We start from the raw sequence: 15,206 nt of genomic DNA on the forward strand, positions 1-15,206 counted from the left end.
CTGTTGTCGGCTTGTCAGGGGCGCTCACAATGTGATATGAATGAATCTGTGTCGAGGTGGCAAATTCACACGCCCTCGGATCTTCCGGTCGGTGTTTGCTATAGGCAAAGGGCCTGGAAGAGGTGAAGAGGGCGGAGGTTAAACCAAAGCAGAGGAGACGAATATGGCGGCTATTACCATGAAAGAGCTTTTGGAGGCGGGGGTTCACTTCGGACACCAGACCAAGCGCTGGAACCCAAAGATGAGGCGGTATCTTTTTGGAGAGCGGAATGGCATTTACATCATTGATCTCCAAAAGACCATGCAAAAGTTTGAAGAGGCATACCAATTCCTCAAGGACGTATCTCAGCAGGGAGAATCCGTCCTCTTTGTCGGCACCAAACGCCAGGCGGCGGAAAGCATCAGGGAGGAGGCCGAGCGGAGTGGCACGTTTTACGTGAACCATCGCTGGCTCGGGGGAACCTTGACCAACTTCCAGACCATTCGTAAGAGCATCAACAGACTTAAGCAGCTAGAGCAGATGCAAACGGATGGCACTTTCGAGAAACTGCCCAAAAAGGAGGCCATCCACCTCGGCCGCGAGATCGAAAAGTTGAACCGGGCACTGGGGGGGATCAAGGACATGGATCGGTTACCGGGGGCGGTTGCGGTCGTCGATACGCGGCGGGAGCGGATCGCCGTCCGGGAGGCGCGACGCCTTGGCATCCCGGTAGTGGCCTTGGTGGACACGAACTGCGATCCGGATGAGATTGATTATCCTATCCCGGGAAATGATGACGCCATCCGGGCATTGAAATTGATCACGTCTCGGTTGGCCGATGCGGTTCTGGAGGGGCGGGGGCCGCTCGACAGGGCACTGGAACAGGAGATGGCTGAGGAGGTCGAGGCGGCGGGTGAGACGGTGGAAGATGTGCTACCCGTGGCCGAGGTGGAAAAGGCAGAAGCACTGCAGGACGTCGATGGTTGAGGGTGACACGTCAGAGGGGAGCAGAGGATCTCGAAAACCAGATGGGGATGACGGAACGATGACAGAGATTGCTGCCACACAAGTCAAAGAGCTCCGACTGGCAACCGGGGCCGGGATCATGGAGTGCAAGTCGGCGTTGGCAGACGCCCAGGGGGATATCGATCGAGCAGTATCCATCCTCCGGGAGCGAGGAATTGCGCGGGCAGCACGGAAGGCAGATCGGACTGCGGCCGAGGGATTGATTGTGTCTTACATACATCCGGGTGGCCGGATCGGGGTTCTCTTAGAGTTGAACTGCGAAAGCGATTTCGTGGCCAGGAACGAGCAATTTCAGGCCTTGGCCAAGGATCTAGCGATGCATGTGGCGGCCATGAATCCGCTCTACCTGCGGCGGGAGGAGGTCCCCGAAGCGGTCCTCGAAGAGGAGCGGCGGATCTTGCGAGTCCAGACAGAGGGAAGCGGGAAGCCATCCAACGTGATCGAGCGCATCGTCCAGGGGCGGCTGGAGAAATTTTTTCTCGAGACCTGTCTGATGGATCAATCGTTTGTGAAGGACCAGGATCGGACGGTTGAACAGGTCATCAAGGAAGCGATCAGCACCATTGGAGAAAATATCGTGGTGCGCCGCCTCTCCCGGTATCAGGTCGGGGACACGTCGAATACGTCTTGACCTTCGGAGGGTCCACGGTTCACTGTTGACAGTTCACAGTTGGGGTATCCGGGCTTAACCGTGAACCGTGAACTGTGAACCAAGTGACGCAGTCACCGGTTGGAGATATGGAGCTCAAGTACAGTCGGATCGTACTAAAGGTGAGCGGTGAGGCATTAGGGGGAGATCTGAAGTATGGGATCAGCCCAGATGTGATCCGCTTCGTCGCCGGAGAAATAGGGGAAGTACACGACCTCGGGGTTCAGATCGGCGTGGTGGTGGGGGGTGGCAACATCTTCCGCGGATTGAAGGCCACCGCTTCCGGGATGGATCGGGCGACCGCCGACTATATGGGGATGCTGGCGACGGTCCTGAACGGTCTGGCCCTCCAAGATGCCTTGGAGAGGCGCGGGGTCCACACGCGGGTGCAGTCGGCTATCGAGGTCCGGGAAGTCGCGGAACTTTTCATCCGCCGTCGGGCGATTCGGCACCTGGAGAAAGGTCGCGTGGTGATCTTTGTCGGCGGGACTGGCAACCCGTACTTCTCGACGGACACCGCCGCGGCCCTGAGAGCCATCGAGATTGGGGCGGAGGTGGTCTTTAAGGCGACCAAGGTGGATGGAGTGTACACCGCGGATCCTTTGAAAGACGCCTCAGCGCAGAAGTTCGATGAGCTGAGCTATATCGAGGTCCTCAGCCGGGAGCTCAAGGTGATGGATTCGACTGCCATCTCCTTGTGTATGGACAATCGCTTTCCCATCGTGGTGTTCAATCTGCACGAGCAGGGACGCTTGAAGGGATTGGTATTGGGCGAGAAGGTGGGGACCATCGTCAAGGGGCGATAGGTCATGACGAACGATGTCCTGAACCGGGCAGAGGCGTCAATGAGAAAAGGGGTGGAGGCCACGGTGCGGGAATTCTTGGGAGTTCGCACTGGGCGAGCCTCCACGGCCTTAGTACAAGGAATTACCGTCGATTATTATGGGACCCCGACCCCGCTGCAGCAGGTGGCGACTGTGGCCACTCCAGAAACTCGGCTCATCACCATTCAGCCCTGGGATCAAAGCTTGGTTCCAGCCATCGAAAAGGCGATTCTGAAGTCCGATCTAGGGATCACCCCCGCGAACGATGGTCGGATAATCCGAATTACTATTCCTCTCCTGACCGAGGAGCGGCGGAAGGAGTTGGTCCGAATCGTCCGGCGAATGACGGAAGAGGGACGGGTCGCGATCCGGAATATCCGTCGCGACGCCAACGAAAAACTCAAGTCCCTCGAGAAACAGAAACAGATCTCCGAGGATGACTTGAAGAAGGCGACCGACTCGGTCCAGAAACTGACCGACAAGTACATCAAGGAGATCGAGATGGCCTTGGCCAACAAGGAGAAGGAGATTCTTGAGTTCTGACAGGCTTCCCGCGTCGGCCAGGCGTGGCTCTTGAAGACTGCTCGTCATCTTTCCATCTGGTGTCCTTTCTCTTCTCCCTTTCCCTGTACGCTCGATAGGTTCCCGTACCCCCGGTTGGCGAAGACGTCTCGTAAGAGGATTTGGTCGTGCACGGCAGAAGACTCCTGAGCGCGCTGATCCTCATTCCCCTCTTTTTCCTCGTCGTGGTCTACGGAGGAGAGGCGGGCTTTGCCCTGCTGATGATGGGGGGTGCAGGATTTGGGTTGTGGGAGTTCATCAGGTTGGTGGATCCTCTTCGCGGGGTCTGGCGGATCCTTCCCCTTTTGGGAGGACTGGGTTTGGTCGGGGCCACGTACGGGGGTGGGTTGGAGTGGCTCAGTATAGGCGTGACGTTTCTTCTACTGCTGCAGCTTTCCCTGTCCGTTATAGAGGCGGGGGAAATGGAGGCGAACCTGCGACGGGCGGCTCTCCGCTTTCTGGGCATGCTGTATGTCGCGGGTCCGCTGAGCCTCGCGGTGGCGTTGCGCGGAATGCCAGGCGGGGTGCAGTACATCCTTCTTGCGTGCGGCATTGTGTGGGTTGGAGATACAGGGGCTTATTACGCTGGGTCCACGCTGGGGCGCCATCCCTTGGCCCCGCGGGTGAGCCCTCACAAGTCTGTAGAAGGGAGTGTGGCCGGGCTGATCGCAAGCATGGGTACGGCCTGGATATTGGCCAGGGCTTTGGGAATGTCGTTGGGCCCCCTTCCGAGTCTCCTCTTCGGGGGGGTGATCGGCGCTGTAGGACAGATAGGAGATCTGGCAGAGTCCTTCATCAAACGGGCCCTCCAGGTGAAGGATACAGGTCGCCTCATTCCCGGTCACGGGGGGATGCTGGATAGGATTGACAGCCTCCTCTTTGCCATCCCGGTCTTTTATCTCTGGGTCCGAATGGGATGGATCTAGAGAACCCGCAGCCGGAGATCAGCGGGTATGGGGACGGGGTGCCTGGGTGACGCTAGATATTTGCCTACCTGGGGGAGGGAAAATGTCGGGGCCCGAGAGGATTGATACGTAAGGTGAAAGGCACCCTGCTGTCGGGTTCGATGGTGTGGCGGGGAGGACTGGCGGTGCTGAGCGGCGTTCTTCTCGCCCTCAGTTTTCCCAGTTTCAATCTGGCACCTTTCGCCTTTGGAGCCCTTGTCCCGCTCTTGGTTGGGTTGGACGGGGTGCCTGCTCTCCAGGGAACTTACCTTGGGATCATCGCCGGGCTGGTCTGCTACCTCCTGAGTATCCCGTGGGTGGTTCACACGATGACCACATACGGGGGGCTCCCCCTTCCCCTCGGCTTTCTGCTCCTCATAGCCCTTTCGCTGTACCTTGCCCTCTACGTAGGCGTTTTTGCGTACGGAGTGACTCGGTTATCGGCCAGGGGTACTCTCGCCTATCTCGTAGGGGTGCCCGCCCTCTGGGTGGGTCTGGAATACGTGCGAACCTTCCTCCTCACCGGGTTTCCCTGGAATCTGTTGGGGTATTCCCAATACCAATACCTCTCGGTTATCCAGATCGCATCCATCACCGGTGTCTATGGGATCTCTTTTCTCCTTGTTCTCACCAATGCCGGCATGGCACTAGGCTGCCTCCTCTTTCGACGGGGATGGCGGCCCGTGTTGCTCCCCGTGGGAGGTGTGGGCGTTCTCCTTCTCGGGGTAGTTCTGTTCGGGATGGGACGAATGGTGTCGGCCGAAACGCGGCGGAGAGAGATCCGGGTCTCGGTCGTCCAGGGGAATATTGAACAAGGGGTCAAGTGGGACCTCGGATTCCAGAAGCGGACTGTCGACATCTATCGGCGTCTCAGCCGGGAGGCCGACAAGGAGGCCGATCTCATCGTCTGGCCCGAGACGGCCGTCCCCTTTTTCCTCCGCGAGAGAGGGTCCTTGCGTCAGCAGGTGCTCAAGGTGGCCGAGGAGGTCAGGTCTTATCTCCTTGTGGGGAGCCCGGATCGGACCCGTGGCCCGTCGCCCCGTCTGTACAACAGCGCCTTTCTCATCTCTCCAAGGGGGAAGATTGTGCAAAAATATGATAAAATCCATCTGGTCCCCTTTGGCGAATACGTCCCTTTGCAATCACTCCTCTTTTTCGTGGAGAAAATGGCCACAGGGATCGGGAATTTCAAGGCGGGACAGGACGTCACGGTCTTCGAAACTCCCCTGGGGCAATTCGGGGTTCTGATCTGCTTTGAAGCTATTTTTCCCGATCAGGTCCGGCGGTATGTCCTCAATGGCGCCAACTTCTTGGTGAATATCACGAATGACGCCTGGTTCGGCGACTCTGCTGCGCCATATCAGCACCTGAGTATGGCGACCCTGCGGGCGGTGGAGAACAGGGTCTATCTCGTCCGGGCTGCGAATACGGGGATCTCTGCTCTGATTGCGCCGACCGGCCGGATCTTGCAGCAGTCAGATCTTTTTGTCGAGGCCGTGCTTTCCGGGACGGTCACTCCCGGAACGGCCAAAACCTTCTACACCAGGTACGGTGATCTGTTTGCCTGGGCGTGTAGTTTGATCAGCGTTTTGCTCCTGGCCACGAGGGGAAGGAGAGGGCGCAGCGAAGGAGGGAAACCATGACAACAGATCTCGGAAAAAGGCTCGAGGCCCTGGGGGCGAAATTAGGAAACCTTGGGGGCTATCTTTGACCTGCCGGAGAAGGCAAAGCGGACCGGACAGCTAGAGCAAGCCGCCCAGCACCCTGACTTCTGGAAGGAGTCCGATCGAGCCCAACGTGTGCTGAAGGAGCTCGGAAATCTGAAGGAACAACTTACGCTCCACGCTGCCTTCCGTACCGAGATAGAGGACCAGCGGACACTCCTCGAACTGGCCCGGGAGGCTGAGGACGAAGAGACGCTGCGGGAGGTCGACCGGACGGTCAAAACGTTAGAGCAACGGATCGGCGATCTGGAAATTCGTGTTGCCCTCTCGGAGCCCCACGATCGGGGCAATGCCATTCTCTCGATCAATCCGGGGGCTGGTGGAACCGAGTCTCAGGATTGGGCGCAGATGCTTCTTCGGATGTACCTTCGCTGGTGCGAGGGGAAAGGATTCAAGACGCAGGTCCTCGATCTGCAGCCGGGGGAGGAGGCGGGGATCAAGGGGGCGGTCGTTTCCGTAGTCGGTGCCTATGCCTATGGATACCTCAAGGCAGAGGTCGGGGTGCATCGATTGGTCCGGATTTCCCCCTTTGATGCCAGTCGCCGCCGGCACACCTCCTTTGCCTCGGTCGCCGTGCTACCAGAGGTTGAAGAGGTAGAGGTCGACATCAATGAGAAGGACTTGAGGATCGATACATTCCGGGCGAGCGGTCATGGTGGGCAGCATGTGAATGTGACCGACTCGGCCGTTCGCATTACCCACGTCCCGACCGGGACGGTGGTCTCCTGCCAGAACGAGCGTTCCCAGCACAAGAATAGGGCCCTCGCCATGAAAGTGCTCCGATCCCGGCTCTACGAGCATTTCCGGGAGAAGCGAGAGAAGGAAATGCAGGCCCTGGCCGGTGAAAAGAAAGAGATCGCGTGGGGTTCTCAGATCCGGTCCTATGTCCTCGCGCCGTATCAGCTGGTCAAGGACCATCGAACAGGGGTGGAGACCGGCAATGTGGAAGCGGTGCTGAATGGAGGAATCGACCAGTTGGTGGACGCCTATCTCTTTCATGCCGCTCGCCGCGCCTCATCTTGACAGATGTGAATATTCTCCTTTAAGATCGATCAGATACTATCAGGAAAATAAAGGGGACGGGAGTGGAGGAGATCAATCAACTGATTCGGGAACGGCGGCGAAAGCTCGAGGAGCTCCGGCGAATCGGGATCGACCCGTACGGCTCTCGGTGGGAGGTCAATGCGCTGGCGGGTGAGCTCCAGCAGCGCTATCGAGAGACACCGGCCACTGTTTTAGAGACGGAGCCGGTTTCGGTGAGCCTCGCCGGTCGGGTGATGAGCTTGCGCGACCACGGCAAGGCCACCTTTGCCCATCTCCGAGATCGGTCCGGCCAGATTCAGATTTACCTCCGCAAGGACGTGTTAGGGGCGGAGACGTACCAGCTCCTCAAGCTGACAGATATCGGCGACTTGCTGGGGGTCACGGGTCACCTCTTTCGCACCCAAACCGGCGAACTTTCCGTATGGGTCCAAGGGTTTCGTATCTTGACCAAGTCCCTGTGGCCGTTGCCGGAAAAGTGGCATGGGCTCGTCGACGTCGAAACCCGGTACCGCCAGCGATATCTCGACCTTGTGGCAAACCCTGAGGCAGCGATGATCTTTACCCGTCGGTCCCAGATTATTCGTGAAATTCGCGACTTTTTTGACCAGCGAGGGTTTCTGGAGGTTGAAACTCCCATGATGCAAGGCGTGGCGGGGGGTGCGGCAGCTCGGCCATTCAAGACCTACCACAATGCGTTAGGCATCGACTTGTATTTGAGAATTGCTCCTGAGCTGTACTTGAAGCGGCTTCTGGTGGGCGGGCTGGACCGCGTGTACGAAATTAATCGCAATTTCCGAAACGAAGGGGTCGATACCCGGCATAATCCCGAGTTTACGATGCTGGAATTTTACCAGGCCTATGCCGATTACCGCGATCTGATGGCCCTGACGGAAGAAATGGTGCCTCATCTCTGTCGGACGATCCTCGGAACCGAGCAGTTGACCTACCAAGGAGAGCGGATCAATTTGTCCCCCCCCTGGCCCCGCTTGGCGGTTGCGGAAGCCCTGAGGAAGGTAGGCGGAGTTCAGGAGGAAGACCTGGGAGATATTGAGAGGGTTCGAGCCGTGGCCGGGCATCGAGGTATTCAGGTCAAGGCGGAGTGGGGGTGGGGGAAGCTGCTCGACGAGTTGATGGCGCACCTGGTCGAGCCCCACCTCATTCAGCCGACGTTCCTCGTGGACTTTCCTCTCGAGCTTTCCCCGCTGGCCAAGCAGAAACCGGACGATCCTCGCCTTGCGGAACGGTTCGAGCTCTTTGTGGCCGGGATGGAACTCGTGAACGCCTATACCGAGCTGAATGACCCCCAGGAGCAACGCCGGCGCTTTCAAGAACAGCTCCAGGAAAGAGAACGAGGGGATGAGGAAGCGCACCGGATGGACGAGGATTTTGTGCGGGCTTTGGAGTATGGGATGCCGCCGGCTGCCGGGGAAGGGATTGGGATAGACCGTCTGGTCATGCTCTTCACCGACTCGCCCTCTATCCGAGATGTCATTCTGTTTCCGCAGCTCCGCCCCAAAGGAGAGGGTATTGGCCCCCCTGGGAGTAGCGATGTCGTATGAATTCTTTATCGGGTTGAGGTACCTGAAATCGAAGCGGCGGCAGGCGCTTATCTCGCTCATCACGCTGATCTCGAGTGGCGGGATAGCGCTGGGTGTTATGGCCCTGATCGTCGTCATCTCGGTTATGAGCGGCTTTGAAAGAGATCTCCGGGACAAGATCCTCGGAACCAATGCGCACGTGGTCCTTCTCCGGTTCGGCGAGAAAGGGATAGCCGATGTCGATCGGCTCATCCCTCGGGTCGCGCAAATCCCGCATGCAGTGGGTGTAGCACCCTTTACCCTGCACCAGGTCATGCTCACCTCTCGTTTCGGGGTGATGGGAGCAGTGCTTCGGGGGGTCGATCCCGAACAGGAGAAGCGGGTCACCGACCTGGAACGGAACATGAAAGAGGGGAGCCTAGATGCCCTCAGACAAGTGTCCGAGGGGATCATCCTTGGCAAGGCCTTGGCAGCCGGTTTGGGGGTGAAGCTGGGGGATCCGGTCAATGTCGTCTCCCCTGTCGGGGGTGGGGTATCTCCTCTGGGGATGGCCCCCCGCGTCAAGCAGTTTACGCTGGTCGGGGTCTTCGAGGCGGGAATGTACGAGTATGATGCGGGATTAGCCTATATCCCCATCCCGGCCGCCCAAGCTTTCTTTCGGATGGGTGATGCGGTAACCGGGGTCGGGATTAAGCTCGACGATATTTACCGAGCCCCGCAAGTGGCTGGCCATCTCCAGGAAGAGTTAGGATTCCCCTTCTTTACGAAGACGTGGATGGAAATGAACAAGAGCCTTTTCTCGGCATTGAAACTCGAGAAAACGGTGATGTTTATCATCCTGGTGATGATCGTCCTCGTGGCGGCCTTTGGAATTGTGAGCACGCTGACCATGGTGGTGATGGAGAAAACCAGGGAGATCGCCGTCCTGAAATCGATGGGTGCCAGGGCAGCCGGCATCATGAAGATCTTCATGATCGAAGGGATTGTCATCGGGGCGGTGGGCACGTTCCTCGGCCTGCTGGGGGGGTTGGTCGTCACCGCCAATCTGGACGGGATCGTCAGGTTCGTCGAACGCGTCTTTGGAATTAACGCCTTCCCTCGAGACGTGTATTTTCTGGATAAACTACCCCATCAGGTGAACACCCCGGATGTGGTGGCGGTGGTGATTGTGGCCCTCGTGATTAGTTTTCTGGCCACCCTGTATCCATCTTGGCAGGCCTCACGGCTGAACCCGGTGGAGGCACTCAGATATGAGTGAATTCCTCCAGGTCCGAGATCTTCGTAAGTCCTTTCGGATGGGGGCCGAGGAGCTCCACATCCTGAAGGGGGTGAATCTCTCGGTCCGACGGGGGGAATTCCTCGCCATCGCGGGCCCGTCAGGGGTGGGAAAGAGTACGCTCCTTCATATCCTGGGAGGGCTGGACCGGCCCACGGCGGGTGAGGTATACTATGAGGGTGTCGAGATCTCCCGGTTGCCCGAAGGGGAACTGGCGGAGTTCCGGAACCAGACGGTGGGCTTCGTCTTTCAGTTCCACCACCTCTTGCCGGAGTTCACGGCCTTAGAGAATACCATGATGCCGGCCCTAATCGGCCGGCAACCCTTGGTGAGAGCCCAGGAGGCAGCGAAAGGTATCCTCCAGCGGGTGGGACTGGCCGAGAGATTGGCACACCGGCCAGGCGAACTCTCCGGTGGTGAGCAGCAACGAGTTGCCATTGCGAGGGCGCTCGCGCTCTCCCCCGATGTGCTTCTTGCCGATGAACCCACCGGGAATCTGGACTCGAAGACGGGTGAGGCGATTTTTGACCTGCTTCGGGAACTCAATCAGGAACAGGGCCTCACGGTGGTTCTGGTGACCCATAATGAGTGGTTTGCGCGGAGGACAGACCGTCTGCTTCGGATGGCGGATGGTCAGCTCGGGGAAGTGGCAGTTACGCGTACAGGAGCTGAATAATCTTCCTTGGTCTGGGTAAAGAAACCTGCTATACTACTCACAAAGGGGTCAATCATGTTTGAGCGGTTTACGGAACGGGCACGGAAGGTAATCATCCTGGCTCGAGAAGAGGCGATCCGTCTCGGCCATAACTTTGTGGGGACGGAACACCTCCTCCTCGGCCTCGCCCGGGAGGGGGATGGCCTGGCCGTGGCGATCCTCAAGAAGCTCAACGTGACCCTCGCGACGCTGAAGAGCGAGGTGGAAAAGATTGTCTCTGTGGGCTCCGACGTGAGCCCTGCGGGTGAGATCCCCTTCACCCCCCAGGCCAAGAAGGTCCTCGAATACGCCATCTCCGAAGCCCGATCCATGGGGCACAACTATATCGGTACGGAGCATCTCCTCCTGGGGCTCATCCGCGAAGGAGAGGGGATCGCTTCGTTGGTGCTGCGGGACGTTGGCGTGACGATCCCGGCAGCCAAAGCTCAGGCGCAAGAAATGTTAGGCGAGCAAGCCGACAAGGGGACGGGCACCCCGCGGACGCCCGCTCTTGACGAGTTTGGATTGGACCTGACCGGTATGGCACGTCAGGGGAAGCTGGATCCGGTGATCGGTCGCCATGCAGAGATTGAACGGGTGGTTCAAATCCTGTCTCGGCGGACGAAGAATAACCCGGTTCTCATCGGCGAGGCCGGGGTTGGCAAGACGGCCATCGTCGAGGGATTGGCTCAGCAAATCGTCGCCTCCGATGTCCCCGAAACCTTGCTCCGGAAGCACGTGATCCAACTCGACCTCCCCGGGATGGTAGCGGGCACCAAATATCGGGGTCAGTTTGAGGAGCGGCTCAAGGCGGTCATCAAGGAGATCCAACAAGCAAGAAATGTCATCCTGTTCATTGACGAGCTGCATACTCTCGTGGGAGCCGGCGCAGCCGAGGGCGCCATCGATGCCTCCAACATGCTAAAACCCGCATTAGCCCGAGGAGAAATCCAGGTGATTGGGGCTACCACCATGGACGAGTACCGTAAGCATGTGGAAAAGGATCGGGCCCTGGAACGACGGTTCCAAACGATCTTTGTGGGGCAGCCCAGTGTGGACGAAACCATCCAGATCCTTCGAGAGATTAAGGATCGATACGAGACGCACCACTCTGCCATCATCACCGAAGAGGCGGTATCAGCAGCAGTGCGGCTCTCGCAGCGGTATATCGCGGACCGTTTCCTGCCGGATAAGGCTATCGATGTCATGGACGAAGCAGGCTCCCGGGCCCGCTTGAAGTCGCTTATGCTTCCCGACGACCTCCGGGGTATGGAGAACGAAGTCGAGAGCCTGAGGCAACAAAAGGAGGATGCCATACGGACGCAGGCTTTTGAGGTGGCTGCTCGCCTCAGAGATACAGAGCGAAAACTACGATCAGAACTTGAGGACAAAAGGAATAAATGGAAAGAATTTCGGTCGAATGAAAAGATCGTTGTGACCAATGAGGACATTGCCTACATCGTTTCCAAATGGACGGGCATTCCTCTCTACCAGATCGAAGAGGCAGAATCTCAAAAGCTTCTCCGGATGGAAGAAGAGCTGGGCAAACGCGTGGTGGGGCAGGAGGAGGCGATCCGGGCGGTGACGCGGGCGATTCGGCGATCTCGATCCGGCATCAAGAATCCCCGGCGACCAGTGGGATCGTTCATCTTCCTGGGCCCGACGGGCGTCGGAAAAACGGAACTGGCAAAGGCCTTGGCGGAGTTCCTTTTTGGAACCGACGATGCCATCGTCCGCGTCGATATGTCAGAGTACATGGAGCGATTTTCCATCTCCCGGCTCATTGGGGCACCACCGGGCTACATCGGCTATGACGATAGCGGCCAGCTTACCGAAAAGGTGCGGCGTCGCCCATTCTCAGTCATCCTCCTCGACGAGATCGAAAAGGCGCACCCCGAGGTCTTCAATCTCCTCCTCCAAATCTTAGAGGATGGCCAGTTGACCGACAGCTATGGTCGCCAGGTGGACTTTAAGAACACGATCTTGATCATGACCAGCAATATTGGGGCACGGCAGATCGGCGTCCATGCTCCCATGGGCTTCACCAAGGGGGGTGAGGAGCACACGTACGGAAAGATGAAGGAGATAGTGCTCGGCGAATTGAAAAAAGCCTTCAACCCTGAGTTTATGAATCGGGTTGATGAGGTGATCGTCTTTCACGCCCTGACGAGAGAGCACTTGGGGGAGATCGTCGACCTGATGCTCCAGCGACTCCAGTCCCAGCTGGGGGAAAAGCAGATGACCTTGAAGGTCTCTGATGATGCCAAGGAGTTTCTAGTCAACAAAGGGTATGATCCCCAATTCGGGGCGAGACCTTTGCGCCGGGCCATCCAGCGCCATGTGGAGGACCTGCTGGCTGAAGAGATGCTTCGAGGAACCTTTTCCGAAGGAAGTACCGTTCGTGTCAAGGCCGGGGTCGACCAGCTCGAGGCGGAGGAGGTAACCGAGCTTCATGGCACCCCGGACCAGACGCTTCCCATCGGTCAAACCAGCTGATTGGCCACGTTACCACCAAAGGGCCCGAAAGGGCCCTTTTTTTTGTTTACTTTCTGGTCTCTAAGTGTCATATTCTAGGGCTGTTTATGTAACGCCTTTTTGATCCTGCATACTCATTTCTGTTCGACAGGAAAGGTAGCCCAAAGGTGGTGCGCACCCTGCGGACTATCTTGATTTTGGGTCCTGTCTTTTTCCTTGCCCTGAGATGTCCCACCATTGCTTGGGGCCAGCAAACACCTCTGATCAAAGAGATCGACATTCGGGGGAATCGGCAGGTCGAGTCGGGTGCAATCCGGCAACGTATTCAGACCCGGGTGGGGGATCCTTTCTCACCCCCAAAAATCCGTGGAGATGTGGAACGCCTGTTCAAGATGGGATTCTTCGATGACGTTAAGGTAGAGGCGGAAGAATTGGAGGGGGGGTTGCGCCTCGTCTATATCGTCAAGGAGAAGCCCTCCGTCCGGGCCATTCGGATCGAAGGAGTCGGGGACATCGATGAAGACGACATTCTAAACCGTATTGACTTCGGGGAAGGAACGGTTTTCAATCCGCAGGCGGTCAGTCGGAATGCCGACAACATCCGAAGCCTGTACGAGGAAGAGGGGTTTTATACGGCCCAAGTGGTCGGGCGATTCGAAAAGGTCTCCGATACGGAGGTGGATGTCATCTTCGAAATCCAGCAGGGGCCCAAATTCTTCGTGAGGGACATCACGTTTGTGGGAAACGAGGGATTATCGGCCCGGAAGCTGCGCAAGATCTTGGCTACGAAGGAACGATTTTTCATTCCGTTTCTTCAGCCCGGGGTTCTCAAACGGTCGGACCTCAAGCAAGATGTAGCACGGATCAAGGCATTTTCTCTCGATCAAGGGTATCTGCAGGTCAAGGTGGCCGAACCGGAGATTCACGTCGATAGCGAGGACCAACGTTTGGACATCGTGATTCGAATCGCGGAGGGCTCCCGGTTTCGTGTGGGGAACGTACAGGTAGAGGGGAGCAAGATCTTTACCGTAGAAGAACTTCAGGCTGACCTGAAACTTCCCAAACAAGAATTCTTTAGTCGAGATTTCCTCCGACAGGACATGGCGTTCCTGACCGGGAAATATGCCGAACTGGGGTACGTTTTTGCGGACATCGTTCCGGTCACGCGGGTGCGGCCGGACGAGACGATTGTTGACGTGACCCTCGAGGTCACCGAAGGGATCAAGACGTTCGTGGAACGGATCGAGATCCGCGGCAATACGAAGACTCGGGATAGAGTGATCCGAAGGTATGTACCGCTGGCCGAGGGGGATGTCTATAACGGCAAGCTCCTGCAGCAGGCGCGGGCGGCCCTCGGCGGACTCGGGTACTTTGAAGCGGTAGAGGTCAAGACAGCTCGCGGATCCGCCCCGGATCAGCTCGTGCTCACGATCGATGTAAAGGAGAAACCCACCGGACGGGTCGGCCTCGGGGGTGGCTTCAGTACCTCCGGGGGGGCCCTCGGGTCCGTCTTTTTGAGCGAGGATAACATTTTCGGGCTCGGGAAGCGGATGCGTATTTCCGCGACGTTAGGCACCGTGACGAGTGCGCTGAATTTCACCTGGGATGATCCCTTCTTCCTGGATTCGGAATACTCGATGCACTTTGCTGTCTTCGACCGGATCTCCGACTTCGACGATTTTGAAGAGGACCGGTTGGGCGCCGAAATTAGATTCGGCCGTCGATTTCTCACGTATAATTCGGCCAGTCTCGGTTACCTATATGAGCGGGTCAAGATCACTGACGTCTCGCCCACTGCTTCGCAAGCTATTAAAGACGAAGAGGGAACGACAAACACCAGCTCCCTCAACTTCGGGGTGAACCGAGTCGTTCTCGACAATCCCGGCCGGCCGACACGGGGGTACCGGGCCGGCCTCCTCGGTGAGGTGGCGGGTGGATTCCTGGGAGCGGATACCGACTTTTACAAGGGCATTCTGAACGCCCAATATCACTACCCCCTGTGGAAAGAGTTCGAGGTCCTTGGAATGATTCGGGGGCGAGGCGGCTTTGTCAAAACCTTTGGGGATACGGTCGAGGTTCCCCTCCAGGAACGGTTCTTTCTCGGCGGGTCCGGTTCCTTTCGCGGAAGTAAGTTCCGGGAGCTGAGCCCCAGAGCTCTGGACGGCACCGGAGACCGGATCGGGGGCAATAAGTTTGCCCTCTTGACCGTCGAGGCGGAATTCCCCATTATCAAGACATTCGTAAACCTCTCGGGGGCGCTCTTCGCTGATGCCGCGAATGTCTTCCGCGAGGGCAAAAGTTTCGAATTCGACATGTTTTATGCATTTGGGGTTGGCGTCGGCGTGGTAACGCCCTTTGGCCCGGTCCGGGTTGATCTTGCATACAACCCCGATCCGACGGTCAAGAATGGGAACGAGGACTTCCTTTTCCATTTTAATGCGGGACGGGCCTTCTGATTTCCGCAAAGGAGG

General features: G+C 57.8%; 12 protein-coding genes. All 12 read left to right on the plus strand.

Features of this window, described 5'->3' with window-relative positions:
• Window positions 1-163 precede the first annotated feature (163 nt).
• Complete coding sequence (rpsB, locus tag O6929_02785; GenBank protein MCZ6479321.1) at window positions 164-967, plus strand: 30S ribosomal protein S2; 804 nt, start codon at window positions 164-166, stop codon at window positions 965-967.
• 58 nt (window positions 968-1,025) lie between these two features.
• Window positions 1,026-1,637 carry a translation elongation factor Ts gene (gene tsf, locus O6929_02790; GenBank protein MCZ6479322.1) on the plus strand — a complete coding sequence of 204 codons (612 nt, stop codon included), beginning with the start codon at window positions 1,026-1,028 and terminating at the stop codon, window positions 1,635-1,637.
• Between the two features lie 107 nt (window positions 1,638-1,744).
• The gene (gene pyrH, locus O6929_02795; GenBank protein ID MCZ6479323.1) at window positions 1,745-2,461 is read left to right on the plus strand and encodes a UMP kinase; all 717 of its coding nucleotides are present in this window, start codon (window positions 1,745-1,747) and stop codon (window positions 2,459-2,461) included.
• Window positions 2,462-2,464: 3 nt separating this feature from the next.
• Entirely contained in the window at window positions 2,465-3,022 is a 558-nt protein-coding gene (gene frr, locus O6929_02800) for a ribosome recycling factor (GenBank protein MCZ6479324.1), read from the plus strand.
• A gap of 146 nt (window positions 3,023-3,168) precedes the next feature.
• Window positions 3,169-3,966 (plus strand): phosphatidate cytidylyltransferase, encoded by a 798-nt coding sequence (locus tag O6929_02805; GenBank protein MCZ6479325.1) that lies wholly within the window; start codon window positions 3,169-3,171, stop codon window positions 3,964-3,966.
• Window positions 3,967-4,079: 113 nt separating this feature from the next.
• Window positions 4,080-5,627: an apolipoprotein N-acyltransferase gene (gene lnt, locus O6929_02810; protein MCZ6479326.1), complete on the plus strand. Its 1,548-nt coding sequence runs from the start codon at window positions 4,080-4,082 to the stop codon at window positions 5,625-5,627.
• Window positions 5,624-6,731, plus strand: a protein-coding gene (gene prfB / locus O6929_02815) for a peptide chain release factor 2 (GenBank protein ID MCZ6479327.1) whose coding sequence is annotated in 2 segments (ribosomal slippage) — window positions 5,624-5,692 and window positions 5,694-6,731 — 1,107 coding nt in all. Because the reading frame shifts where the segments join, the coding sequence is not laid out codon by codon here. Before lnt ends, prfB begins: the two co-directional genes overlap by 4 nt.
• Before the next feature lie 62 nt (window positions 6,732-6,793).
• Window positions 6,794-8,311, plus strand: a complete 1,518-nt coding sequence (gene lysS, locus O6929_02820) for a lysine--tRNA ligase (GenBank protein ID MCZ6479328.1) — start codon at window positions 6,794-6,796, stop codon at window positions 8,309-8,311.
• Window positions 8,301-9,548: a lipoprotein-releasing ABC transporter permease subunit gene (locus tag O6929_02825; protein ID MCZ6479329.1), complete on the plus strand. Its 1,248-nt coding sequence runs from the start codon at window positions 8,301-8,303 to the stop codon at window positions 9,546-9,548. The genes lysS and O6929_02825 overlap by 11 nt, the downstream gene beginning before the upstream one ends.
• Complete coding sequence (locus tag O6929_02830) at window positions 9,541-10,242, plus strand: ABC transporter ATP-binding protein (protein MCZ6479330.1); 702 nt, start codon at window positions 9,541-9,543, stop codon at window positions 10,240-10,242. Before O6929_02825 ends, O6929_02830 begins: the two co-directional genes overlap by 8 nt.
• Window positions 10,243-10,296: 54 nt before the next feature.
• A complete protein-coding gene (locus O6929_02835) occupies window positions 10,297-12,756 on the plus strand; it encodes an ATP-dependent Clp protease ATP-binding subunit (GenBank protein ID MCZ6479331.1) in 2,460 nt (819 codons plus the stop codon).
• Between the two features lie 146 nt (window positions 12,757-12,902).
• Complete coding sequence (gene bamA / locus O6929_02840; protein MCZ6479332.1) at window positions 12,903-15,191, plus strand: outer membrane protein assembly factor BamA; 2,289 nt, start codon at window positions 12,903-12,905, stop codon at window positions 15,189-15,191.
• Window positions 15,192-15,206 lie beyond the last annotated feature (15 nt).

The sequence above is a fragment of the Candidatus Methylomirabilota bacterium genome, from assembly GCA_027293415.1.
Lineage (GTDB): Bacteria > Methylomirabilota > Methylomirabilia > Methylomirabilales > CSP1-5 > CSP1-5.

What these genes read in the sequence shown, in the direction of transcription:
- rpsB (MCZ6479321.1), top strand. Translation starts at nt 164, where the DNA reads ATGGCGGCTATTACCATGAAAGAGCTTTTGGAGGCGGGGGTTCACTTC.
- tsf (MCZ6479322.1), top strand. Translation starts at nt 1,026, where the DNA reads ATGACAGAGATTGCTGCCACACAAGTCAAAGAGCTCCGACTGGCAACC.
- pyrH (MCZ6479323.1), top strand. Translation starts at nt 1,745, where the DNA reads ATGGAGCTCAAGTACAGTCGGATCGTACTAAAGGTGAGCGGTGAGGCA.
- frr (MCZ6479324.1), top strand. Translation starts at nt 2,465, where the DNA reads ATGACGAACGATGTCCTGAACCGGGCAGAGGCGTCAATGAGAAAAGGG.
- O6929_02825 (MCZ6479329.1), top strand. Translation starts at nt 8,301, where the DNA reads ATGTCGTATGAATTCTTTATCGGGTTGAGGTACCTGAAATCGAAGCGG.
- O6929_02830 (MCZ6479330.1), top strand. Translation starts at nt 9,541, where the DNA reads ATGAGTGAATTCCTCCAGGTCCGAGATCTTCGTAAGTCCTTTCGGATG.
- O6929_02835 (MCZ6479331.1), top strand. Translation starts at nt 10,297, where the DNA reads ATGTTTGAGCGGTTTACGGAACGGGCACGGAAGGTAATCATCCTGGCT.